This is a genomic window from Salegentibacter chungangensis (genome assembly GCF_042678405.1).
In the GTDB taxonomy this organism is placed as follows: domain Bacteria; phylum Bacteroidota; class Bacteroidia; order Flavobacteriales; family Flavobacteriaceae; genus Salegentibacter_A; species Salegentibacter_A chungangensis.
The window spans coordinates 2,276,974-2,300,649 of the sequence record NZ_JBHTLI010000001.1 but is presented as its reverse complement, the minus strand read 5'-3'; the positions used below and the strand labels follow the sequence as shown (position 1 = coordinate 2,300,649).

The following is a 23,676-nucleotide window of genomic DNA, read 5'->3' as shown; positions in this document are numbered from 1 at the left end:
TATTGTCTAACCAATAATCTTATTATTATGAAAAAATTACTATTAGTTTTTGCATTTACATTGTTAGGAGTAACTTCTTCCTTTTCACAAGGAAGTTGGAATTTTGGAGTTAATGGAGGTATCCCGGTTGGGGATGTTGAAGAGTTTACAACTTTTCATTTAGGAACTGATATAGCTTATAGGTTTAGTTTTGCCGATATGTTTGAGGTTGGGCCTATGGTAGGATATTCTCATTATTTCGGAGATGAAGTTACGGTAGCCGGAGCCACTTTTGATTATGATGATATTCAGTTTTTACCAGTTGCCGCTTCAGCCCGTTTAAATTTTGTTGAATTGTTTTACCTGGGGGCTGACCTTGGTTATGCTGTTGGTATCAATGACGGTAATGATGGAGGTTTTTATTACAGACCACTTGTAGGGGTAGACCTAGGACTCTTAGGGATTAATGTGTCCTATTCCGGAGTAAGTATGGATGGCGGATCTGTAGCGTCGGTAAACCTCGGGGTGGATTTCGGTATTTAGAGCTTTTAATCCACAATAATTAAGGCAGGAGGAATTCTGCCTTTTTTTATGCCTTAATTTTTTACCTTTATCCCTATGAAGCTATTAATATTGAATGGGCCTAACCTAAATCTTCTGGGGACCCGGGAACCTGAAAAATATGGAAACCGGAGTTTTGAAGATTACTTTTCAGAACTTCAGTTCAAATTCAGGAATCTTGAGCTTTCTTATGATCAAAGCAATATAGAAGGGGAACTTATAGATAAAATACAGAATGCCCGTAAAGATTTTGACGGGGTCATCCTGAATCCCGCGGCTTATACGCATACCTCCGTAGGGATTGGCGATGCTGTTGCTGCTATAGATATCCCGGTGGTGGAAGTCCATATTTCCAATACTTTTTCCAGGGAGGAGTTCCGGCATAAATCTTATATTTCTCCAAATGCTAAAGGAGTTATAGTAGGTTTCGGACTTCAGAGTTATGAACTGGCTATTCAGAGTTTCTTAAAGCAGGATTAAATGTCGAAAGCTTATTTAAACTGGAGCAGTGGTAAGGATGCAGCTTTGGCCCTTTATAAGGTGAGGAATTCAGGCTCCTTTGAGATTTCAAAACTGCTTACTACCATAAACTCGGAAGCAGGAAGGATCTCGATGCACGGGGTGAGAAAAGAACTCCTGATGAAACAATCTGAAATGTTGGGGCTTCCTTTAAAAATGGTAGAGCTTGCCGGGAATGTTTCTATGGAAAAATATAACCGGGTTATGAAAGAAGCCACCGGTGCTTTACTTAAGGAAGGTTATGAGGTTAGTGTTTTTGGAGATATCTTTTTGGAAGACCTGAAGCAGTACCGGGAAGCACAATTAGCAAAGATCGGGCTTAAGGCCGAATTCCCGCTTTGGAAAACAGACACAAAAACACTCATCAATGAATTTATTGAAGCAGGGTTTAGGGCGATTGTGGTCTGTGTGAACACTCAAAAACTTGACGAGTCCTTCTGCGGAAGAATTATCGATAAGGATTTTCTGCAGGATTTACCGGAAGATGTTGATCCCTGTGGAGAGAACGGGGAGTTTCATACCTTCGTTTTTGACGGCCCTTTATTTAAAGCTCCGGTTAAGTTTAAACTGGGAGAGAAAGTAAAAAAGTCTTATGCTCCTCATAAGAAGGAAGAGGATAATTGCTTTAGTGACGATGACCAAAGCTGGGATACTGAGTTCTGTTTTTGTGACCTTATCCCTGAGTAGAAGTTCAAAGAATTTATATAAAATAAAAGCTCCCTCTGTTTTCAGAGGGAGCTTTTTATATTTAAAGAAATATGATTTATTAAATATGGATCACTTCGTCATAAGCAGCTGCTACAGCTTCCATAACAGCTTCACTCATTGTTGGGTGAGGGTGAACTGCTTTCAGAACTTCGTGTCCTGTAGTTTCAAGTTTTCTGGCAACCACCGCTTCTGCGATCATATCGGTAACGCCGGCACCAATCATATGGCAGCCTAGCCATTCTCCGTATTTCGCATCGAAGATCACTTTTACGAATCCTTCAGATTTTCCTGCAGCTTTTGCTTTTCCTGAAGCTGAGAACGGGAACTTACCTACTTTAAGATCGTAACCGGCTTCCTTAGCCTGCTTTTCAGTCATTCCCACTGAAGCGATCTCAGGAGTAGCATAAGTACAGGCAGGAATATTTCCGTAATCCAAAGGCTCCACCTTCATACCCTTTATCTTTTCAACACAAAGAATACCTTCGGCTGAAGCAACGTGGGCAAGAGCCGGCCCGTGAACAATGTCACCTATGGCGTAAATTCCATCAACGTTAGTCTTATAGTAATCGTTTACCAGTACTTTGTCTTTCTCGGTCTTAACTCCAATATCCTCAAGCCCTATGTTTTCTATATTGGTCTTGATTCCCACAGCTGAAAGTACCACATCGGCCTCCAGGGTTTCTTCTCCTTTTTTGGTCTTCACCTTGGCTTTAACTCCTTTTCCTGAAGTGTCAAGGCTTTCAACTGAAGAGTTGGTCATTACCTTGATCCCTGCTTTCTTGAAGGAGCGCTCAAATTGCTTTGAAACCTCTTCGTCCTCAAGCGGAACAAGGTTAGGTAGGAATTCCACTATGGTAACCTCGGTTCCCATTGCGTTATAAAAGTGAGCAAACTCTGACCCGATAGCTCCGGAACCAACCACGATCATAGATTTTGGCTGCTTCTCGAGGGTCATCGCTTCACGATATCCGATAACTTTTTTACCGTCCTGTTTAAGGTTTGGAAGTTCTTTGGAACGTGCTCCGGTAGCCACAATTATATGGTCTGCCTGGTATTCTTTGGTTTTATCGTTCTTGCCTTTAACTTCAATCTTCTTGCCTTTCTTTAATTTCCCGTAGCCTTCAAGAACATCAATCTTATTCTTCTTCATCAGGAACTGAACTCCTTTACTCATTCCGCTGGCTACGTCACGGCTCCTTTTAACTACCGCGCCAAAATCCTTATCGGCTTTCTCCAGTTTTAATCCGTAATCTTCGGCGTGTTTCAGGTAATCAAAAACCTCGGCACTCTTCAGAAGCGCTTTGGTTGGGATACACCCCCAGTTCAGGCAAACACCACCCAGATTTTCTTTTTCAACAACAGCTGTTTTAAAGCCTAACTGAGAAGCGCGAATGGCGGTAACGTATCCGCCCGGGCCACTACCTAAAACAATGATATCGTATTTACTCATATTCGGTATATTTTGTAACGGTTATAGAAGTTGCGAATTTAAGGAATAATACCCTAAACTGAAAGTTTTGAAGCCTCTCGAAATGGCTTAGCTATAACTTAATTAAAAAAGGCCTGCTCCTAATGGAGCAAGCCTTGAATTTGTGATTAAAGAGTAGGCTTAATTTATACTGCGTACTTGCTGGATGTCCTGCTCTTCAAGATTCAGTGCGTTCATCACTGCCTGGAAATTATTTGCATCTATCCCGGCTTCAGCTATAAAGTCTGAAGGTACAACTACAAACCTAAAAACCTGGTCCTGGGTAAAATCGTCACTTAAGGTGCTCAGGTCGAAATTTCCATCAATAAGAAGCTGAACATCTACGGCCGTATGGTTGTAGACATATTGCATAGTACCCTGATCCAGAAAGAAATTCTGGGGGATAAGACTCCAGGTTTCCACACTGCCGCCATCGTCTGTAGGTGCAACTTCAAGACGGTATACAAGAATGGCGTCTGATTCTATTACTTCTATATCTTCCGGAATGTTTAGCAGATAGGTGTGAAGATTATCTTCTGCATTATAATCAAAGTCTATATCTTCAAATTCGAAGGTCTGGCCTACGATGTTTATCCCGGGTTCTCCCGGAGGACCTTGTGGGCCTTCAGGGCCTCTTTCTCCGTCGCTGCAAGAGCTTACCAGAAAGACTGAAAGGATTAAAAGTGATAAAAGTTTTTTCATAATTATAGGTGTTTATTGATTACTTTTTAAATTCTAAACTGGCCGAGTTCACACAATAGCGTTGACCGGTTTCTGTAGGGCCATCGTCAAAAACGTGTCCTAAATGGCTTCCGCAGTTTGAACAAAGGATCTCAGTACGTATCATTCCGAAACTCTTGTCCTGGATATATTCTATACGGCCTTCAATAGCCTCATCAAAACTTGGCCATCCACAACCTGCATCGAATTTTGCGTCGCTTTCGAACAATTTGGTATGGCAGGCGGCGCAATAATATTCGCCGTCTTCAAAGTTCATATTGTATTGGCCTGAATGCGGAGCCTCGGTGCCTTTTTCTCTTAATACTCTGTATTGTTCCTCAGAGAGTTGTTCTCTCCATTCGGCATCAGATTTTTCTACTGGGTATTTTTTCATAAATTTTATTTTGTATCGTCAGGAATAAAATCCATTGCCACTCCATTTATACAATGTCTTTTTCCGGTTGTTTCTCGTGGCCCGTCATCAAAAACGTGCCCTAAGTGGCCGCCACATCTTGCGCAGTGCACTTCATTTCTCTGATAACCTAATTTTGAATCGGAGCCATAGGCAACACCGCCTTCTATTGCCCGGTCAAAACTTGGCCATCCCGTGCCGCTATCAAATTTGTGTTCAGATCGATATAGTTCATTTCCGCAGGCAGCGCAAACAAACACCCCCGCTTCTGTAATATCGTTAAGCTCACTGGAATAAGGTCTTTCGGTAGCAGCTTTTCGTAGAACCTGGAATTCGGCCTCGGTAAGTTCCTCTTTCCATTCCTGCTCCGTTTTGGTTACCTCGAACTTTTCTTCAGCTTTATCTGAAGACTTTTTCTGGGCATTACCATTGCAAGCAAAGAGGAGAAATAAAATTGGTAAAAAAAATAGCTTTTTCATTTTTTTATTTTTAAAGCTACAAAGATTATGCCGTGATAAACGTTGTTATTTTGTTAATAACTTCAGGATTTCCTAAAATACGGCGATGTCCGAGTCCGTAAGTTATAACTAACTCGCTGTTATTCAGAGCCTCATCTATTTCATAGGCCGAGCTGTAATGAACATCCACATCGGTCTTATCGTGGATCACCAGTGCCGGGGTTTCCAGCCCCCCGGCAGAAACCGCTCCTGAGTAATGATCCATATCTTCTCCAAACTTATCATCCAGATACTTTTTCATCTTATCAGCAACTTTTTCTTTCATCTGGAGATTTCGGGCGAACTCTCTTGTAATATGGGTAACGCTGTTGGCTGTTCCTATAAGGATCATCTTTTTAGTCTTGAGCCCATCCTTTACAGCCTTCAGGGTAGACATTCCTCCCAGGGAATGACCAATAACTGCCTCAAAGGGACCAAACTTTTTATCAAGGAAATGAATGCTTTCTATAAAGAAGGGCATCATACTAATTTTACCGGGAGCTTTACCGTGGGCAGGGGCATCAAAACTCACCGTGCTGTATCCCTTTTCCAGCAATGCTTCGGCAATTTTGGCTAACTGGGTTCCGCGGCCACTCCAACCGTGGACCAGAAGTACTTTTTTTGGGGAATCCCCATATTCATAGACCACAATCTCCCTGTTTATTTCCGGAACAGCCATTTTTGTTTCTCTGGCTTCTCTGTCCATTAATTTTTCCCTTTCAGGTAGTTTATAGCGGAAAGGGGTAAGGAATAATCTTGCTGCAAACCTGCTGGCAAGAAATGTGGAAACAGTACTTAAAATTTTTCCTGTTATCAGTATATATTTTGGGACAAGCAGCCGGTGTACCGGAACTTGATCTTTCTTGGTTTTGGTCATTATAAATATTTAAAGTTGCAAGTTAATCAATAGTTTTTCTAAACAGAATGAAAATTCGATTTCCGGACTTCTTAAAATAATTGGTATTGTTTTTGGTTTTAACCTATTTGTTAAATCATACTTAAACAAGAGAGCAGGAAGTATGTGCTTTTGTAATTTTAACAAAACAAACCAAATTATGAGACTTAATATGAAACTAAGAAATGCTTTTGTAGCGATTAGTGTGCTTATGCTTGTGGTAGCATGTAAAACTAATCCTTTTACCGGAGAGAAGAACCTGAACTTTGTTTCTAACGATCAGTTGTTCCCCGCTTCTTTTGAGCAATACAACAATTTCCTTGAAGAAAATGAAGTTGTAAGAGGAACAGAGGAGTCCCGAATGGTGAAAAGAGTGGGAGAGAAGATAGAGACTGCGGCAGAGAGATACCTTAATGCTAACGGATACCAGGGCTTCCTGAAAGACTTTAAATGGGAATACAATCTGGTTAAAGATGACCAGAAAAACGCATTTGCAATGCCTGGAGGTAAGGTAGTGATCTACACCGGGATTCTTGATGTTACTGAAACCGAAACAGGGCTTGCAGTAGTTATGGCTCACGAGATTGCCCACGCTCTTGCCGATCACGGTGCACAGAGACTTAGTGCCGCACAGCTTCAGCAATTGGGTGCCGTAGCTGGTACGGTAGCTTTAAGCGGAAAAAGCGAACAAACCCAGCAGATCTTTGCGCAGGCTTATGGGCTTGGAACTACCGTTGGTGTAATGCTGCCTTTTAGCCGAAGCCACGAAGCCGAAGCGGATAGGATTGGGCTTACCCTGATGGCTATTGCAGGATACGATCCTGACGAAGCTGCCGATCTTTGGAGAAGGATGAAGGCTCAGAGCGACGGACAGGCTCCGCCGGAATTTTTAAGTACTCACCCGTCTAATGAGACCAGGATCAGAAATCTTGAAAAATGGGCGCCTGAGGCTAAAGCCGAAGCACGTAAGTATGGGGTTACAAACCTGTAACCGGATTCCAAACCAAAAAATAATATTCAAAAAGCTGCCGTTTATGGCAGCTTTTTCTATTTTTAGGCCTATGAAGAAACTTCCAAAGGGTCACAAAAAGCTGCTGAATGCCTGGGCTTTTTATGATTGGGCTAATTCGGTTTATAGTCTGGTGATATCTTCAGCCATCTTTCCGATTTTCTATGGAGCCCTGACTATAGTCAAAGATTCCGAAGGCAACAAAATAGATGATACCGTAAGGTTTCTGGGATTCGATTTTAATAACGATACACTTATAAGCTATGTAACGGCTTCGGCCTTTCTGGTGGTCTCATTTATAAGTCCTTTTCTTTCGGGTATAGCTGATTATGTAGGTAATAAGAAGAATTTCCTGAAGTTCTTTTGTTATATGGGGGCACTTTCCTGTATCGGCCTTTTTTGGTTTGATCTTGAGAATCTATGGTTCGGGCTTCTATGTTATTTTCTTGCCCTTATCGGATTCTGGGCCAGCCTGGTGTTTTACAATTCTTATTTACCCGATATCGCTTTTCCTGATCAGCAGGATAAGATTAGTGCGAAGGGTTTTTCAATGGGATATATTGGAAGTGTTCTTCTGTTGGTAGTTTGCCTGGTGATGATCCTGAAATATGAATGGTTCGGTTTTGAGAATGAAGGCTTCCCAACGCGTCTGTCTTTTGTGCTTACCGGAGTATGGTGGATAGGCTTTAGCCAGTATACCTATTATTATTTACCAAAAGGGAATAAGAGATCGGGACTAACCAGACATGTGCTTTTTAATGGATTCAGGGAACTGAAAAAAATCTGGGGTTCCTTGAAACATAATCCTCAGCTGAAATCTTATCTGACCGCATTTTTTGTCTATAGTATGGCAGTGCAAACCATTATGCTGATTGCTACTTACTTTGGGATAGAAGAACTCGACTGGGGGGAGCAGGATGCCACAACAGGTCTTATCGTAAGTATATTGTTGATACAACTTGTAGCGGTTGTTGGTGCAACTTTAACTTCCAGAATTGCAATTAGAATTGGGAATATTAAAACCCTTATTTTTATCAACCTGATCTGGATCACTATTTGCGGCTACGCTTATTATATAGTGACACCTTTTCAGTTTTATATTGCTGCGGCCAGCGTGGGACTGGTTATGGGCGGGATACAGTCGCTTTCACGTTCTACTTACTCTAAGATGCTTCCTGAAAATGCTATAGACACCGCCAGTTATTTCAGTTTTTATGATGTTTCAGAAAAGATAGGGATCGTTATCGGGATGTTTCTTTACGGGATGGTGGCACAGATCACAGGAAGTATAAGGAATTCCATTCTGTTCCTGGTGTTGTTTTTTATTGCCGGAGTATTTTTATTAATAAGGGTGCCAAAGGCAAAAATACCCGAATAAAAAACCCGGCTAGAAGTAAATCTAACCGGGCAACTTAATAAATTTTGTCTGCTTTTCTGTTTCTTAATTAGAAGTTATAGAGCCTGAACCTGCGGTTTTAAAATTCTCTTTTTCAGGATTCCCCCTGTAGGTTACATCACCTGATCCGGCAACTCGGGCATCCAGACTTTTTGATGCATACACCTGAATATCCCCTGAGCCGGAAATCCTGGCAACTACATTTTGAGCTTTAAGGTCGTAAGCTTTAACATCTCCCGATCCGTTTACATTGCAGGTAAAGTCATTAGCTTTACCTCTTAGAAGAATGTCTCCCGATCCTGTAACGCTACCTTCAAGATTATTTGCTTCCACCTCAATTTTCATATCGCCGCTCCCGGTAACTTTCATTGTAAAGGATGAGGCCTTGATCATATCGGTAGTTCTAATGTCTCCCGAGCCTGTTAAGTAAACACCTTCAAGATCTTTAAAAGGTACAATGATTTTAATTTCATTATTTCTTGAAGGGTTTAGATTCACTCCTTTTTCAACTGAGATCTTCAAAACCCCCGCTTCAACTTCGGTCAGGATATACTCCTGAAGGTTGCTTTCTGCTTCCACTTTTAGTTTCCCTTCAGTTCCCGCCACCAGTTCCACATCCATAGATCCCTGAAGACTAACTTCATCATAGGAAGAGGTATTGCGGTTTTGAGTGGTTATTTCTCCGTTCCCGTTTACTCTTTTATTTCCAAAAAATTGGGCGTTGGCGCTACTTATTCCTAATAATACCGTAGCCAGGATTAAAATTGTTTTTTTCATTGTTTTTAATTTTTGATTGATGATTATTTTTGATTAAAACTTATACTGCCGTAACTGGTGTTGATCCTGATCTTGCTTGAATTGTCTTTCGATTTATTGTATCCCGAAAAACTTTTTTTCTGTCCGGATTCGTGGCGTTTTTCAATTTCGAAACCGTCCACGCCTTTTATGCTTCCGTAACTGGTGGTAAGATCAAAACTAAATGCCTGTTCTGGATCGTAACCTATTTTTACTCCGGTGTAATCTGTGTCTATATTAACACTTTTGGTGCTTTCAACGATCTTCTCAATTGAAGCCGATCCGTAATCAAGTTTGAGATCCAGAGAACCAAACACCCTTCCGATCTTGGTGCTCAGGTAGTCTCCGTTTCCTTCCAGGTTTCTTACTTTTTCAACATTTATACTACCGTAATCACAACCGAATTTCATATTCTCAGCTTTCATAACTTTTGAAGAAGTATAGTCTGCGTTAATGATGAGATTTCCGGCTTCTTCTATCACATATTCGGAATAATCGGCGTTGATCTCAGCATTTTTTACGTAATCTATATGACTGTTTTTGGTATAGTCGAAGTTCAGGTAGTTCACCCCGCCAAGAAGCTCTCCTATATCGATCTTTCCGTAGTCACAGGATATTTTCGCGTTACCGCTAAGCTTGTCGATATAGATTCCGCCGTAATCGTTTCTTAGGTCAACATTGTTGGATTCAGGGGCCTTTACAACATAGTTCACTTCCATATTCACATTGTTGCTGCCACCGAATAGTTCGTCCCACCAGGATTTATTTTCCTTTCCAAAGTTGGTTTTGGCGCTAACTCCAGATGAAGTCTGGTTAAAGCTCACATTTATTTCATCAAGGCGTTTTTTGAGTTTTTCTTCATCATTACCATTCACCTTGATGGTCACTTCAATGCTCACTTTGTTCTGATCCCAGGTAGAAATGTCAATATTTCCGTAGCTGTTATCAATTTTCAGGGTAGCATCTGCAGCGACGGTATACTCCTTCGAAATTTTCTTTTGCTTGGTATGTTTACCGTTAAAATCGTTATTGCAAAAGCTAAGGCCTGGTGCAAGTAAAGCGATAAAGAACAGCTTATATAATATTGTTTTCATTTTGTTGGGTTTTTAGGTTTTTGATGTTTTCTATTTGTTCTAAAACGTTTTTCAGAAGATCGATTCGTTGTTGAAAATTGCTGATCATTGCGTAGATCACACGTTTGTCTTTTCCACTTTTTAAGAGGTCTTTCTTAAGCTTGGAATATTCGGTTTCCAGTTTTTCCATCTGAGCCAGGGCATCTTCAACTATGACCTCTGTTTCAGGTGTTTTTTCTTCCTGAAGAGTATGTAGTTCAGCCTCTATCAGGTTGGTATAGAAGTTTTGTGTTTCCTTCATTTCCGGAGAAACGCTTGCCAGGTCACCAGATTTGGCCATCACCCCTGTATTGATCGCATTTCCGAAAAGCAGGAAGGCCAGAGCCACGGCTGCTGCCACCCCGATAAAAGGAGCCCAGAGGCTTCTTACCTTGGAGCTTCTTTGAGGAGCCTTCTGTTGCGTAGCCTTTAGCTTTTCCATAAAACGGTCCTTGTGCCCCTCTTTTGGTTCTGCTAGATCAAAGTCCAGGTCTTTGAATATTTCGTTAATATTATCAGTTTTCATATTTCATCAATTTTTTTCTCAGACTTTCTTTGGCTCTGGATATTGTTGTTCTGCAATTTGCATAGGAGATATCCAGGATCTCACATATTTCTTCATAATCGTAACCTTCAATCAGGTGAAGCATAAGGCTTATGCGGTAATTTTCCTTTAATTTGGAAAGAGCCCGAAGGATCATCTTCACCTTTTCGTTTGTTTGTTCTTCTCCTGTTAAAATCCCGTCGTGATCATCCGCTTCGTTCCTTAATTCATCATTATAACTAACCTCAGGATGTCTTGTTTTTTTATTAAAGGCATTAATGCTTTTGTTTACCACGATCTTTTTTAACCAGGCTCCAAAAGTTGAAGTGCCCTGAAAAGAATCCAGCTTTGTAAAAGCATTTAAAAAGGCTTCCTGCATGATGTCTTCCGCTTCGGCGGTGTCCTTAACAATACGCAATGCGGTGTTATACATAGCCTTATAATAACGCTCGTAAAGTTCTAACTGTGCCCGTTGATCACCTTCGCGACATCTGGCAACAAGATCTTCTGTATGTGTGATGGTTGGTGTCAAAAGAATTCGCCTTGTTATCTACTATAAAGATAGCCTTGATTTCTATTTGTTACAGTTTTGAGAAAAATTCTTGAAAATTTATCGTGGCACAGGAATTGACTTAGTCTTAAATAAATGATTGCTGAAGTGGAGTAATGTATTGCATACAGGGCTTTAGCGTGAAAAAGAAACCAAATAAGAACCTGACTGCTGTGACAGTTTGACTTAAAATATATTATGGCAAAAACAAAATTTACTAATCTTGACAGTTTGTCATTACAGGATATAGACCAGGATGCTGATCTTATCCCTCTGATGACGCCGGAAGATGAAGAGGAAATAAACCGGGAGAGTCTGCCCGAGGCGCTTCCAATTTTACCGCTTCGGAATACTGTACTGTTTCCCGGGGTAGTAATACCTATAACTGCGGGGAGAGATACTTCTATAAAATTGATCAACGAGGCCAATAACGGAAGTAAGATCATTGGGGTGGTATCCCAGAAAGATGAAGAAGTAGAAAACCCTACTGCAAAAGATATCAATAAAGTTGGAGTGGTTGCCAGGATCCTGCGGGTCTTGAAAATGCCCGATGGAAATACAACCGTGATCATCCAGGGGAAAAAGCGATTTAATATTACCGAAGTGGTAAGTGAAGATCCTTACCTGATGGCTAATATTGAAGAAGTACCGGAATCCCGTCCCGAAAGTGCCAACGAGGAATTTTCGGCTATTATAGATTCTATCAAGGAGCTTGCTCTCCAGATTATTAAAGGAAGTCCCAATATTCCTACCGAAGCTTCTTTCGCGATCAAGAATATTGAGAGTTCATCTTTCCTTATTAATTTCGTTTCCTCCAATATGAATCTTTCAGTAGAGGATAAGCAGAAATTGCTTGAAACCAACGATCTTAAGGAGAGGGCCCTGGCTACTTTAAGGCATATGAATGTCGAATATCAGAAATTGGAACTGAAAAACGACATTCAGTCTAAGGTGCAGAGCGATATGAGCCAGCAACAGCGTGAGTATTTCCTTCACCAGCAAATGAAGACCATCCAGGAAGAACTTGGTGGTGTTTCTCACGAAGATGAGATCGAGGAAATGCGCCAGCGTGCTAAAAAGAAAAAATGGGGAGAGAAGGTGCAGAAGCATTTTGAAAAGGAAATTTCAAAGATGCAGAGAATGAATCCGCAGGTAGCTGAATATTCTATACAGCGCAATTACCTGGATCTGTTCCTTGACCTTCCGTGGAATGAATTCAGCAAGGATAAATTCGACCTTAAAAGAGCAAGAAAAATATTAGACCGTGATCATTACGGGCTTGAAGACGTAAAACGCAGGATCATAGAATATCTTGCCGTGCTTAAGCTCCGTAACGATATGAAGTCTCCAATCCTTTGTCTATACGGGCCTCCCGGAGTTGGTAAGACCTCTTTAGGGAAATCTATAGCCGAGGCGCTTGGAAGAGAGTATGTGCGTATTTCCCTTGGTGGTTTACGTGATGAAGCTGAAATTCGCGGACATCGTAAGACCTATATAGGGGCGATGCCGGGTAGGATCATTCAGAGTCTTAAGAAAGCCGGTACCAGTAACCCTGTATTTGTGCTGGATGAGATCGATAAACTGAGTATGGGTAATGCGGGAGATCCGTCTTCGGCTTTGCTTGAAGTACTGGACCCTGAACAAAACAGCGATTTCCACGATAACTTCCTGGAAATGGGCTTCGATCTTTCGAAGGTGATGTTCATTGCCACAAGTAATACTTTAAGCACTATTCAGCCTGCCCTACGTGACCGTATGGAGATCATTAACGTGACCGGATATACCATAGAAGAGAAAGTAGAGATCGCCAAGCAGCACCTGCTTCCAAAGCAGTTAAAAGAGCACGGCCTTACCAAAGATCAGCTTAAGATCGGAAAGCCCCAACTGGAGAAGATCGTTGAAGGTTATACCAGAGAGTCCGGGGTTCGTGGCCTTGAAAAACAGATCGCGAAAGTGGTGAGATATGCGGCCAAGAGTATCGCACTGGAAGAAGATTACAATATCAAGATCACCAATGAAGATATTATTGAGGTTTTAGGAAGTCCTAAGCTGGAACGCGATAAATATGAAAATAATGAAGTAGCCGGTGTGGTTACAGGCCTTGCCTGGACACAGGTAGGAGGAGATATCCTTTTTATTGAGTCAATTCTTTCTAAGGGTAAAGGAAACCTGAACATTACAGGAAACCTGGGTAAGGTGATGAAGGAATCGGCCACCATCGCAATGGAGTATATTAAGGCAAACGCTGAAGAGCTTGGATTGGATTCTTCGGTTTTTGAAAAATATAATGTGCATATTCACGTGCCTGAAGGGGCAACTCCTAAAGATGGCCCTAGTGCGGGTATTACTATGTTAACTTCTCTTGTTTCATTATTTACCCAGAGAAAAGTCAAGAAGCATATTGCTATGACGGGTGAAATCACCCTTAGAGGAAAAGTGTTGCCTGTAGGAGGAATCAAGGAGAAGATACTTGCTGCGAAGCGTGCACGTATCAAGGAGATCATTCTTTGTAAAGAGAATGAAAGAGATATCAAGGAGATCAAGGAAGAATACCTGAAAGGTCTTACTTTCCATTATGTGAACGAAATGAGCGAAGTCATAGATCTGGCCATCACCAAACAAAAGGTGAAAAATGCCAAGACCTTATAAAATAAAGCCCCCGAATCAGGGGGCTTTTAATTGTTTATATTTATAGGCGGAAGAAGGCTGTGACCTTCCTGAAATAATTATTTTTGCAAAAAAATATTTTACAGATTATTCTATGGACAAAAAGATCACCATCGCAATAGACGGTTATTCATCTACAGGAAAAAGTACCGTTGCCAAACAGCTGGCCAAGGAGCTCGGATATATCTATGTAGATACCGGCGCAATGTATCGTGCGGTAACTCTATATGTGATGCGTAAACTTTTTGTGACAGATACCAATTTCGATGAGGAATCTATCCTGAGGCACCTGCCTTTTATTAATCTTAAGTTTGTTTTTGATGAAGAGCTGGGCCACGGAGAGATCTATTTGAACAAGGAGAATGTTGAAAAGGAGATCCGCTTATTGGAAGTTTCCAAACATGTAAGCAAGGTGTCGGCTCTGCCAAAGGTAAGAGAAATGCTGGTTAAGCTTCAGAAGGAAATGGGGAAGGATAAAGGCGTGGTAATGGACGGTCGTGATATTGGAACCGTGGTATTTCCCGATGCCGATCTTAAGATATTTATGACAGCTTCTACCGAGAAACGAGCGGAACGTCGTTATAAAGAGTTGATGGAAAAAGGAGAGAACATTTCTTATGATGAGATCCTGGAGAATGTGAAAGAAAGGGATTATCTGGATACTACGCGCAAGGATTCTCCGCTTAGAAAGGCAGACGACGCCATTGAAGTTGATAATTCTAATATGAGTCTTGAGGAGCAATATGAAAAGGTGGTAAAACTTGCCAAGGATAAAATTGCTCAGGTTTCTGCTTAAAATAAGCATTTTTACTTAATGCCCTTAATTTTAGACTCTTCGGCTTTGGGCTTTTCAAAAAATTAGTTGTATTTTTGCACTCCCTTTTTGGCAAGAGATCGGAAAATCAAAAGGGATTGAAAATCAAAATAGTAAAACCACTTCTGTGTTTTCGCTTTGCTTAATTTTTTCCGGAGAAACGCAGGATACAAATTTTTTTATCAGCAATGGCTGAAGAAATTAAAAAACAAGAAGCCCAGGATCAGTCTCCTGAGGTTCAAAAAGTAGCAGGAATGGCTACTGATTCTCAACCAGCTCCTTCTGAGCAACAGGAAAACCCTGAGAAATTTCTTAAAGAATTCAACTGGCACAACTACGAAGAGGGGATAGACCCTATCGACGATTCCAAATTAGAGGAATTTGAGCAGTTGGTAGAAGAGAATTTCGTAGATACTTTGGATGATGAGGTTGTGACCGGAAAAGTAATAAACATTACAGACCGTGACGCGATCATTGACATTAACGCAAAGAGTGAGGGAGTTATCTCTCTTAACGAATTCCGTTATAATCCAGATCTTAAAGTTGGAGATGACGTAGAAGTATTGATCGATGTTCGTGAAGACGCAACCGGTCAGTTAATCCTTTCTCACCGTAAAGCTCGTGTGATCAAGGCTTGGGATCGTGTGAACAAAGCTCACGACGAAGGTCTTATCGTAAACGGTTTTGTGAAGTGTCGTACTAAAGGTGGTATGATCGTAGACGTATTTGGAATCGAGGCGTTCTTGCCAGGTTCTCAAATAGACGTGAAGCCTATCCGTGATTACGATGCTTATGTAGGTAAAACAATGGAATTCAAAGTGGTGAAGATCAACCACGAATTCAAAAACGTTGTGGTATCTCACAAAGCGCTTATCGAAGCAGATATCGAAGAGCAGAAGAAAGAAATTATCGGTCAGCTTGAAAAAGGTCAGGTACTTGAAGGTACCGTTAAGAACATTACTTCTTACGGAGTATTTGTTGACCTTGGAGGTGTTGACGGACTTGTACACATTACAGATCTTAGCTGGTCAAGAATCAACCATCCAAATGAGATCGTTGAACTGGATCAGAAACTAAACGTTGTGATCTTAGACTTTGATGAGGCTAAAACAAGAATCCAGCTTGGTCTTAAGCAATTAAGCAAGCATCCTTGGGAAGCCCTTGACGAGAACCTTAAAGTTGGTGACAAAGTAAAAGGTAAAGTAGTTGTGATCGCAGATTACGGTGCATTTATCGAAGTTGCCGATGGTGTTGAAGGTCTTATTCACGTTTCTGAAATGTCCTGGAGTACTCACCTTAGATCTGCACAGGATTTCGTAAGTGTAGGAGATGAGGTAGAAGCTCAAATCTTAACTCTGGACAGAGAAGACCGTAAGATGTCTCTTGGTATCAAGCAATTGACTCCAGACCCTTGGACAGATATTACTTCTAAGTACCCTGTTGGTTCTAAACACAAAGGGATCGTACGTAACTTCACCAACTTTGGTGTATTCGTAGAGCTTGAAGAAGGTATCGATGGTCTTATTTACATCTCTGATCTTTCCTGGACTAAGAAGATCAAGCACCCATCAGAATTCACTAATGTAGGTGATGAGCTTGAGGTTGTAGTTCTTGAACTTGATGTTGAAGGACGTAAGTTAAGCCTTGGTCACAAGCAGATTGAAGACAATCCTTGGGATAAATACGAAACAGAATTTGGCGTTGGTACAAAACACACCGCTGAAATTTCTGAGATCGTAGACAAAGGTGCTACTATCGACTTTAATGAGGATATCACTGCTTTTGTTCCACAAAGACATCTTGAAAAAGAAGACGGAACAAAACTTAAGAAAGGTGAATCTGCAGAGTTCCAGATCATTGAGTTCAACAAAGAATTCAAGAGAGTGGTAGCTTCACATATGGCTATTCACAAAGAAGAGGAGCAGCAAATCGTTAAGCAGGCCGCTAAGAAAGCAGCCGCGCAAAACAAAGACAAAACCACTATTGGTGATGTTAACGCTGACCTTCAGGCTTTAAAAGATAAGATGGAAGGGAAGAAATAATTCCTGATCATTATATCATAAATATAAAACCTCTCTGGGCAACCAGAGAGGTTTTTTCTTACAGTAAATTCTGTGCTATCCGGTTCTTTATCGATTAATATAATTGGTTGGAGGAATAAAGTTTAAAATACTCTTCTAATTGCTTTAATTATAGTTTTCAAACTATACCCTGTCCAATTATGAGAAGGTTCTTTAACTCACCGGGAACTCCCGGGGCTATTCTAATATCTGAAATTTTCATCAGAATTTCCTTCCTTTTGGTGATACTACTAATGGCCTTTTCCTGTTCTAAAGAGGAAGACGAAAGACCGTCACCTGCAAGTATCAGGTTAACATCTTCTACCACTACCTTAGCTGCCGACGGAATTGATGAGGTGACTTTTGAGGTGGAAGCTTTTGACGTAGAGAGCAATCCAATTCCTGATGTAGATTATGAACTTTATGTAAATAATGAATTAGCTGAATCCAATTCCTTTTCCACAACCCAAACCGGGGAGTATATTTTTTTTGCAACTGTAGACGAGCTGAAATCCAACCACATAACGGTTAATGTCATAGATCCTCAAAACGCCTTGGTTTCCTGGGTTAGCCTGGAGGTTGATAACCGGCTTATTATTGCCAACGGCACTTCGGCTTCGAATCTCAAGATCAACTTTTATGATGAAAACGGAGATGAAGTTAGGGATGTTAATTACAGGATACTTGCCAATGATGTTAATTACGGCAGCCAGGAGTTCAGGACAAATGTAAGCGGGAAGTATAACTTAATGGTGACGGTAGATCACTTAAGATCTAATATAATAGAGATAGAAGCCCGCCCCGAAAGGGATTATGAGGAGATCTCCATTCCAGTGGTGTTCCATATTGTTCATTTTGGGGAACCAGTTGGTTCAGGCTCTAACCTAAGCGCCAGTAATATAATTTCTATGCTGGAAAAACTTAATATGGGTTTTTCCAATCAACTCAACTCTCAAAATGCAAATGCGGTTGATACCTTTATCAGGTTCAGGCTTGCCACTTTAGATGAAAATGGGAGTCTGCTTCCCGAACCCGGGATAGACAGAATAAATGGAGCAGCTTATGATATTGGTTCACAGAGCAGGATGAGACAGGGCAGAGGTATATTTCAGAAACCGGTGAATGACGGGGAATTTAATGCAGTAGCGGCCTTATTTTTAAATGAAGATGATATTCCAAATGACAGGCAGTTTGGTTATGACGAGATGGAGAGCATAGGTAACGCCTTCAACTGGGACCGAAAAAAATATTATAATCTCTATATAGTTCCGCTTCAGGATAATATTGGTGCAGGTGGCTTTGCTTATTATCCGTTTATAGTAGAACCAAATGTGCTGGAAGGAATTAATTCTCTGGGAGCTGCTGCGGAATCTTCAATACAGAGCGTGGCACCCTGTGTTATAGACTATGAACAGGCTATCAGGGAAACCAGTACCGTAGTAATTCACGAGATTGGTCATACTTTTGGTCTTTTCCATCCTTTTTCAATAGATAAATGTGCGACTACCGATTATTGTGCTGACACTTATTCTTATACAAAGGATTATAGAGAACAAGCCTGTTCAGATAATAAGGTAGGGGATGGGCGCGATAATTTTATGGACTATATTTCGGGCCGTACTAATTTTACTTACGATCAAAGGGAGCGTATGCGTACGGTGCTTGAGTATGGCTTTTTCTATAAGGATCTAAAGGATTCGAAGCAATAGGTGCCTTATAAAAAAGGCCGGGAAACCACTAATCCCAGCCTTTACGTAACCAAATTATGAAAAAACAATGTCAATTATTTAATTCACCGGTAGAAGCACCTGAACATCCGGATTCATTTTTACTTCAGAACTGATAGAATTGGTGATCAGGCAGGCTCTTTCAGCTTTATCCAGTACTTTTAAGGCCTTTTCCCTGTCTTCTTCCATTAGTATGAGCAACTTGGGCTTCAGAATGACCTCTGTCATTTTAAATTTCCCATCGGCTTTATCCAGAATTCCTTCTGAATCACAGCTGAAATGCTTGAATTTTAGTTTCGAGTTTTCAGCAATTGCAAGAAAAGTGGTCATAAAACAACTTACCACAGACGCTGTGAAAAGATGTTCCGGAGACCAGATGTTTTCAATGCCTCCCGGAAATTCAGGAGGAGTTGCTACTTCAATTTTGTCATTCAGTTCTGTGGAGTGAAGTTCACCTTTTCGGTCTGCAACCCAGTTAAGACCTACATTATATTTAAAGGCTGTCATAAGGCATAAAATTATATGAATTAAAAATCAGTTTCTTTTTTATTCGGGATGCTACACCCTCCACCAGCACAACCAAACGCAAACAAACCCATAAACGCAATATAGCCTCCTAAAAGCAGCCCAAGCCATTGCCCGGCATCAGCCGATTGAAATATGACCAGGATCCCCATTATAAGGAACAGGGATCGTTGTATGGTCCAACCTTTAAGAAGTCTGTTTTTCATTATTGTATTTTATTCTGAAGACTTTGCCAGGAACCACCATTATAAACCCTGGTATAACCATTGGATTTAAGAATGGCCTTGGCCGAAGCGCTTCTCATTCCGGAGGCACAACAGGTAATAACCGGCTTGTCTTTATTCTTTAGTTTTCCCAGGTTATTATTCAGGTTATTTACCGGAATATTAATCGATGATTTTATATGGCCTCCTGCATATTCCCCTTTACTGCGAACATCCACGATAACCGCTCCTTCTTTTTTTAGTTCAGCATAATCCACACTTTCCAGTCCGAACATTTGCTTGAGTTTATCTAACATATTTCTAATTTTGAGATTGATAATAATTAACATCCATCCAGGATCCGCCGTTATAGCATTCCAGTCCCTGGTTGCTGAGCATTTGAGCTGCCATTCCGCTTCTATTTCCAGAAGCACAACAAAGTATCAATGGCGACTTCATCTGCTTTAAATCATCAATTCTGTTTTGTAATTCCTGTAAAGGAATATTTACCGAACCGCTCACGTGACCTCCGCTAAATTCCTGTGGAGTCCTTACGTCAACGATACTTGCATTCTCTTCTTTTATCAATTTTTCAATATTCATAGCTCGTCTCTAGTAATTAACAGGGCAAAAATATAAGATACCTGGCTTTCAAACAGTGACAATTGTTACATTTCAGCTAATTTGGCTTTCCTTCGGATAAATTTTGGGATTTCAAACCAGAAAGTTGAAATGAAACCTGCGCTAATGCTTACCACAAGTTGAGAAGAATTAAGCGGAGAAAATCCGAAAAAGTTCCTGAAATCGGGTACTACCAAAAGCAGCGTGCTGAGGATAAGGGTAATTCCAATAATAACGGGTACAAGCGGATTTCTGTAGCGTATAGTTGTGAAGATGGAATGAGTGAACGAACGATTTATGAGGGTAAGGAAAATATTCGCGGCAATTAGTGTGATGAACACCATAGTTCGGGTATTAGTTTCATCAAAAGATTCACCTACGGCATAGCGGTATACCAGTAATGTGCCGCCGGTAATTGTGAGTCCCTGAATAATGCTATTGGCCAATTCCTGCCAGTTAAAGAAAGTATTGCTAATTGGACGAGGCTTCCTGCTCATCGTGCTTTTCTCCATTGGTTCGTTTTCATATATAATGGAACAGGTGGGACCCATAATTAATTCAAGGAAGATAATATGGACGGGTGAAAAGATGTTCGGGTACTTCCAGCCGAGGATAAGTGGTAAAAAGACCGTGAGAATTATTGGGATGTGTATCGAAATTATATACTGAATTGCCTTTTTTAAATTGGAGTAGATCTTTCTGCCCATTGCCACAGCATCTACCATTTTCCCAAGATCATCTTCAACAAGTATAAGAGAGGCCGCCTGCTTTGCTATTTCACTGCCTTTTTTGCCCATTGCTATGCCTATATGTGCTGCTTTAAGGGCCGGAGCATCATTCACACCGTCTCCGGTCATTGCCACCACTTCCTGAGCTCTTTTAAGGGAATTGATCACTTTTAATTTAGCCTCCGGGAACATTCTTGTGAATATCTGTATGTCCTTAAGCCTCGAGCTTAATTGTGCCTCCGGGATCTGCATAAGTTCTTCTCCTGAAATGCTTTTTTCATAACCTTTGAAGTTCACCTGTTTCGCTATGGCATTTGTGGTATTTGCATTGTCTCCCGTAATTATTTTCACCTTGATCCCGGCATTATAGAAATCTTTGAAGACCTTGGAGATATTCTTTTTTGGCGGATCATAGAAGGCAACCAGTCCCAGGAAATTAAATTTAAAATCCTGCTGCTTTTTCGGGAATTCACCTGTATGATCTGTGCATAAACCCACACCAAGAACCCGATAGCCTTCTGAGGCTATTTTAGAAACGGTTTTGCTGATATTTTCCTTTTTATTCTCAGATAGTGCAGAGACATTTAGAATTGCTTCAGAGCCTCCTTTGGCGGCTATAATTCGCTCTCCTTTTTTATTTTCAAAAATATGCGTCATCATTGGAGGTTTACCACCAAGGGGGTACTCGTGAACCATTTTGAAAGATGGACGTTCATCTTGGGGATATAATTTTGCATACTGTTCATGCAAGGCAACTTCCATAGGGTCGAAGGGGATAGGTTCACTCGCCCACATTGCCACCCGTATTAACTCCTTCTCTTGTTCATTTAGCTCTGCCTCAGGTTCTTTTATATGATTCTGGGGAGTATAGATTTTGGCGAGGCTCATTCTGTTTTCGGTTATGGTCCCGGTCTTATCGGCGCAAATTACCGTGGCACTCCCAAGGGCTTCTACCGTTTTCATTTGTTTGACAACAACCCCGGTTTTCATCAGTCTCCAGGCTCCCATAGCCATAAAGGTTGCGAAGGCCACCGGTATCTCTTCCGGGAGAATACTCATAGCCAGGGTAAGCGCTTTTAGCAGGCTGTCCAGTATATCCTGGGATCTAAGGTAGTTCAGCCCCCAGACGATTAAGAAAATAATAACTCCTGCAACAACCATTTTCTTGACAAAATTGTTGATTTGCGTCTGCAGCGGAGTCTTCTCCTTTTCTACTTCTTCCAGACTTTTACCTATCTTTCCTAATTCGGTCTGGTTTCCTGTTTTTGTCACCTCAATTATTGCCAGGCCTCCGGTAACCATAGTGCCCATAAAAACCTGGTTATTGCCTTTATTAGCATCTTTTTCAACAGAAAAAGATTCCCCGGTAAGTATAGATTCGTTTACTGAAAAGTCATTGGAGCGGATAATCGTTCCGTCGGCTGCTATGGTAGTGCCTTCTTCTATGATCAGGAAATCACCAACAACAACATCGGTGCTGTTAATTTGCCGGGTCTCTCCATTCCGGATAACTTTACAGAGAGGCTTGGTGAACTGTCTTAAACGCTTTAATGCCAGCCTGCTTCGGGAATCCTGGAATATGGAGATTGCTGCAACAAAAATTATAGCACAGGCTAAAAAGATTCCATCCCCTGTGTTTCCGGTAAAAAAATAGATACTCGAGGTTATAAGTAATAAAATGACCATTGGCTCCCCGACTATGCTTTTGAGCATATTCAGCAGGCCGCTGTCTTTCTTGTAGTGAAGTTGGTTGGAACCGTGTTTTTCCCGCGAGGTTGTTACCTGGTCTTCGGTTAAACCTTTTATTTGCGTGTTATTGGTTAGCATCTCGGGGGAATGGAGAAAAGGGTTACATATTCCTGTTAATTATGCATTAGATCAGGCTTAAAGAAACCGGGCAGTTATAAATGTTCGGTGAGTCTTTTAACTATTCTTGAAGTACGGCCGTCATTGTAAGTGCCGAACGCATTAACAAGAACACCCTTTAATTTGTATTTCTTTGAAGCGATGGCATAGACGATCATTTCGTCGCCCGGATCAGTCATTCCTTCAAAACGATAGATTTCATCAATCTCGAATTCTTCAGGAGCCATCTCTACCGATGTCTTTTCACACTTAAGTGTTTCTTTATCCTTAATTATAGAGAAATTGGTTTCGTAACCCCTTCTCATAAGATCGGTTATAGCTTCGCTAACCGTGTCGTAGTTATGATGGTCGTGAGAATTCATAATTTAATCGGTTGTTAGGTTAAATAATATCAGTTTAAATGCTGAATTACATACTTAAGTTTTTGTTGCACTTCTTTAGCGATATCCTCAAGGCTGTCATTTCTGGCTGCCGACATAGAAGCAATTGGATCTACCGCAGAGACTTCAATTTCGTTGTTATCACCTTCTTCAACCACAACATTGCAAGGTAAAAAAACACCTATTTTATCTTCGGCAGTAAGCGCTTTGTATGCAAAATGCGGATTACAGGCTCCAAGGATCCTGTATTTTTTAAAATCAACATCAATTTTCTTTTTCAAAGTGTCTTTTACATCAATTTCTGTGAGCACCCCAAAACCCTCTTTTTTAAGCTCTGCAGTTACTAAGTCTATAACTTCATCAAAAGTTTTCCCTTTTACAGTAGTGCTGAAATAATACTCCATATTAAAAATTTTATAGTTAGATTCTTAAAATTGCTAAGGGGCGGGAATTTGAATTCTCTTATTAATCGTTGAATATTAGCGAATTAATACTCTAAGATATTACTTTCTCCTGAAAGATTATATTAGAAAGAGGTTAAAATATAAAGCCTGCTGTTTTGAATTACTGCAGCAGCCAGGTCCTATTCATAAAGACAGGCCTGTTCAGGAAGCTGAAGAAAACCACAGGGTTAAAGAAGGTTTGACAGAAAGGGAAGAAACCTCGATCTGGCTACATCAGTTCAAGGGTTTTCTTAAGTCTTCAGGACTAATAGGTTTCACGGGGTAATTGCTCACACGATTACAGGATTTTGCCCTTGTTACATCCTCCTATCAATGGAAGAGGTGGCCATATAGATGGCGATCTCTTTTTTGAAGGAATTTTTACAAATTCATCCAGAAACTCCCAGCCATCCATTAGCGACATATTAAGATCCAGCACTATGAAATCCGGTAATATTGCGTTGACAGCCAAAATGG

Annotated in this window: 25 protein-coding genes; 9 read left to right on the top strand and 16 right to left on the bottom strand. The window is 40.8% G+C overall.

Annotated elements, in window-relative coordinates:
- The first annotated feature begins 27 nt into the window (after positions 1 to 27).
- From ACFQ3Q_RS10555 to ACFQ3Q_RS10545, 3 genes are all read left to right on the top strand, one after another.
- Positions 28 to 522, top strand: a complete 495-nt coding sequence (locus ACFQ3Q_RS10555) for a hypothetical protein (protein WP_380745507.1) — start codon at positions 28 to 30, stop codon at positions 520 to 522.
- 75 nt (positions 523 to 597) lie between these two features.
- Positions 598 to 1,020, top strand: a complete 423-nt coding sequence (gene aroQ, locus ACFQ3Q_RS10550) for a type II 3-dehydroquinate dehydratase (RefSeq protein WP_380745505.1) — start codon at positions 598 to 600, stop codon at positions 1,018 to 1,020.
- On the top strand, positions 1,021 to 1,746 hold the full coding sequence (locus ACFQ3Q_RS10545; protein ID WP_380745504.1) for a Dph6-related ATP pyrophosphatase: 726 nt from the start codon (positions 1,021 to 1,023) through the stop codon (positions 1,744 to 1,746).
- Positions 1,747 to 1,825: 79 nt separating this feature from the next.
- On the opposite strand, the gene lpdA is transcribed toward ACFQ3Q_RS10545, so the two are convergent.
- The 5 genes from lpdA to ACFQ3Q_RS10520 form a co-directional block, all read right to left on the bottom strand.
- Positions 1,826 to 3,217 (bottom strand): dihydrolipoyl dehydrogenase, encoded by a 1,392-nt coding sequence (lpdA, locus tag ACFQ3Q_RS10540; protein WP_380745502.1) that lies wholly within the window; start codon positions 3,215 to 3,217, stop codon positions 1,826 to 1,828.
- 159 nt (positions 3,218 to 3,376) lie between these two features.
- Positions 3,377 to 3,937, bottom strand: coding sequence for a collagen-like protein (locus tag ACFQ3Q_RS10535; protein ID WP_380745500.1), 561 nt, complete (start codon positions 3,935 to 3,937; stop codon positions 3,377 to 3,379).
- A 19-nt stretch (positions 3,938 to 3,956) separates the two neighbouring features.
- On the bottom strand, positions 3,957 to 4,349 hold the full coding sequence (msrB, locus tag ACFQ3Q_RS10530; RefSeq protein ID WP_380745499.1) for a peptide-methionine (R)-S-oxide reductase MsrB: 393 nt from the start codon (positions 4,347 to 4,349) through the stop codon (positions 3,957 to 3,959).
- 5 nt (positions 4,350 to 4,354) lie between these two features.
- Entirely contained in the window at positions 4,355 to 4,846 is a 492-nt protein-coding gene (msrB, locus tag ACFQ3Q_RS10525) for a peptide-methionine (R)-S-oxide reductase MsrB (protein ID WP_380745497.1), read from the bottom strand.
- 25 nt (positions 4,847 to 4,871) lie between these two features.
- Positions 4,872 to 5,741, bottom strand: a complete 870-nt coding sequence (locus ACFQ3Q_RS10520; RefSeq protein ID WP_380745495.1) for an alpha/beta fold hydrolase — start codon at positions 5,739 to 5,741, stop codon at positions 4,872 to 4,874.
- Between the two features lie 190 nt (positions 5,742 to 5,931).
- Between ACFQ3Q_RS10520 and ACFQ3Q_RS10515 the strand changes: the two genes are divergently transcribed.
- Positions 5,932 to 6,750: a M48 family metallopeptidase gene (locus ACFQ3Q_RS10515; protein WP_380745619.1), complete on the top strand. Its 819-nt coding sequence runs from the start codon at positions 5,932 to 5,934 to the stop codon at positions 6,748 to 6,750.
- Positions 6,751 to 6,820: 70 nt separating this feature from the next.
- Positions 6,821 to 8,146, top strand: a complete 1,326-nt coding sequence (locus ACFQ3Q_RS10510) for an MFS transporter (RefSeq protein ID WP_380745493.1) — start codon at positions 6,821 to 6,823, stop codon at positions 8,144 to 8,146.
- A 63-nt stretch (positions 8,147 to 8,209) separates the two neighbouring features.
- On the opposite strand, the gene ACFQ3Q_RS10505 is transcribed toward ACFQ3Q_RS10510, so the two are convergent.
- The 4 genes from ACFQ3Q_RS10505 to ACFQ3Q_RS10490 are packed head-to-tail and all read right to left on the bottom strand — an operon-like array spanning position 8,210 to position 11,147.
- Positions 8,210 to 8,941 carry a head GIN domain-containing protein gene (locus ACFQ3Q_RS10505; protein WP_380745491.1) on the bottom strand — a complete coding sequence of 244 codons (732 nt, stop codon included), beginning with the start codon at positions 8,939 to 8,941 and terminating at the stop codon, positions 8,210 to 8,212.
- 23 nt (positions 8,942 to 8,964) lie between these two features.
- Complete coding sequence (locus tag ACFQ3Q_RS10500; protein WP_380745489.1) at positions 8,965 to 10,053, bottom strand: hypothetical protein; 1,089 nt, start codon at positions 10,051 to 10,053, stop codon at positions 8,965 to 8,967.
- Positions 10,034 to 10,597, bottom strand: a complete 564-nt coding sequence (locus ACFQ3Q_RS10495) for a DUF4179 domain-containing protein (protein ID WP_380745487.1) — start codon at positions 10,595 to 10,597, stop codon at positions 10,034 to 10,036. The genes ACFQ3Q_RS10500 and ACFQ3Q_RS10495 overlap by 20 nt, the downstream gene beginning before the upstream one ends.
- The gene (locus ACFQ3Q_RS10490) at positions 10,587 to 11,147 is read right to left on the bottom strand and encodes an RNA polymerase sigma factor (protein ID WP_380745485.1); all 561 of its coding nucleotides are present in this window, start codon (positions 11,145 to 11,147) and stop codon (positions 10,587 to 10,589) included. Before ACFQ3Q_RS10490 ends, ACFQ3Q_RS10495 begins: the two co-directional genes overlap by 11 nt.
- Positions 11,148 to 11,363: 216 nt before the next feature.
- On the opposite strand from ACFQ3Q_RS10490, the gene lon reads away from it, so the two are divergent.
- From lon to ACFQ3Q_RS10470, 4 genes are all read left to right on the top strand, one after another.
- Positions 11,364 to 13,814 carry an endopeptidase La gene (gene lon, locus ACFQ3Q_RS10485; protein WP_380745483.1) on the top strand — a complete coding sequence of 817 codons (2,451 nt, stop codon included), beginning with the start codon at positions 11,364 to 11,366 and terminating at the stop codon, positions 13,812 to 13,814.
- A gap of 112 nt (positions 13,815 to 13,926) precedes the next feature.
- On the top strand, positions 13,927 to 14,628 hold the full coding sequence (gene cmk / locus ACFQ3Q_RS10480) for a (d)CMP kinase (protein ID WP_380745481.1): 702 nt from the start codon (positions 13,927 to 13,929) through the stop codon (positions 14,626 to 14,628).
- Between the two features lie 206 nt (positions 14,629 to 14,834).
- Positions 14,835 to 16,688, top strand: coding sequence for a 30S ribosomal protein S1 (rpsA, locus tag ACFQ3Q_RS10475; RefSeq protein WP_380745480.1), 1,854 nt, complete (start codon positions 14,835 to 14,837; stop codon positions 16,686 to 16,688).
- 179 nt (positions 16,689 to 16,867) lie between these two features.
- Positions 16,868 to 18,415, top strand: a complete 1,548-nt coding sequence (locus ACFQ3Q_RS10470) for a M43 family zinc metalloprotease (RefSeq protein ID WP_380745478.1) — start codon at positions 16,868 to 16,870, stop codon at positions 18,413 to 18,415.
- A gap of 78 nt (positions 18,416 to 18,493) precedes the next feature.
- Here ACFQ3Q_RS10470 and ACFQ3Q_RS10465 read toward each other — a convergent pair whose 3' ends face one another.
- The 7 genes from ACFQ3Q_RS10465 to ACFQ3Q_RS10435 form a co-directional block, all read right to left on the bottom strand.
- The gene (locus ACFQ3Q_RS10465; RefSeq protein WP_380745476.1) at positions 18,494 to 18,940 is read right to left on the bottom strand and encodes an OsmC family protein; all 447 of its coding nucleotides are present in this window, start codon (positions 18,938 to 18,940) and stop codon (positions 18,494 to 18,496) included.
- Positions 18,941 to 18,960: 20 nt separating this feature from the next.
- Positions 18,961 to 19,164, bottom strand: coding sequence for a hypothetical protein (locus tag ACFQ3Q_RS10460; protein ID WP_380745474.1), 204 nt, complete (start codon positions 19,162 to 19,164; stop codon positions 18,961 to 18,963).
- On the bottom strand, positions 19,164 to 19,478 hold the full coding sequence (locus tag ACFQ3Q_RS10455) for a rhodanese-like domain-containing protein (protein ID WP_380745472.1): 315 nt from the start codon (positions 19,476 to 19,478) through the stop codon (positions 19,164 to 19,166). The genes ACFQ3Q_RS10460 and ACFQ3Q_RS10455 overlap by 1 nt, the downstream gene beginning before the upstream one ends.
- Positions 19,479 to 19,482: 4 nt before the next feature.
- The gene (locus ACFQ3Q_RS10450) at positions 19,483 to 19,764 is read right to left on the bottom strand and encodes a rhodanese-like domain-containing protein (protein ID WP_380745470.1); all 282 of its coding nucleotides are present in this window, start codon (positions 19,762 to 19,764) and stop codon (positions 19,483 to 19,485) included.
- A gap of 65 nt (positions 19,765 to 19,829) precedes the next feature.
- Complete coding sequence (locus ACFQ3Q_RS10445; protein ID WP_380745468.1) at positions 19,830 to 22,337, bottom strand: cation-translocating P-type ATPase; 2,508 nt, start codon at positions 22,335 to 22,337, stop codon at positions 19,830 to 19,832.
- A gap of 74 nt (positions 22,338 to 22,411) precedes the next feature.
- Positions 22,412 to 22,738: a phosphoribosylpyrophosphate synthetase gene (locus tag ACFQ3Q_RS10440; RefSeq protein WP_380745466.1), complete on the bottom strand. Its 327-nt coding sequence runs from the start codon at positions 22,736 to 22,738 to the stop codon at positions 22,412 to 22,414.
- 29 nt (positions 22,739 to 22,767) lie between these two features.
- Positions 22,768 to 23,160: a DUF302 domain-containing protein gene (locus ACFQ3Q_RS10435; protein ID WP_380745464.1), complete on the bottom strand. Its 393-nt coding sequence runs from the start codon at positions 23,158 to 23,160 to the stop codon at positions 22,768 to 22,770.
- Positions 23,161 to 23,676 lie beyond the last annotated feature (516 nt).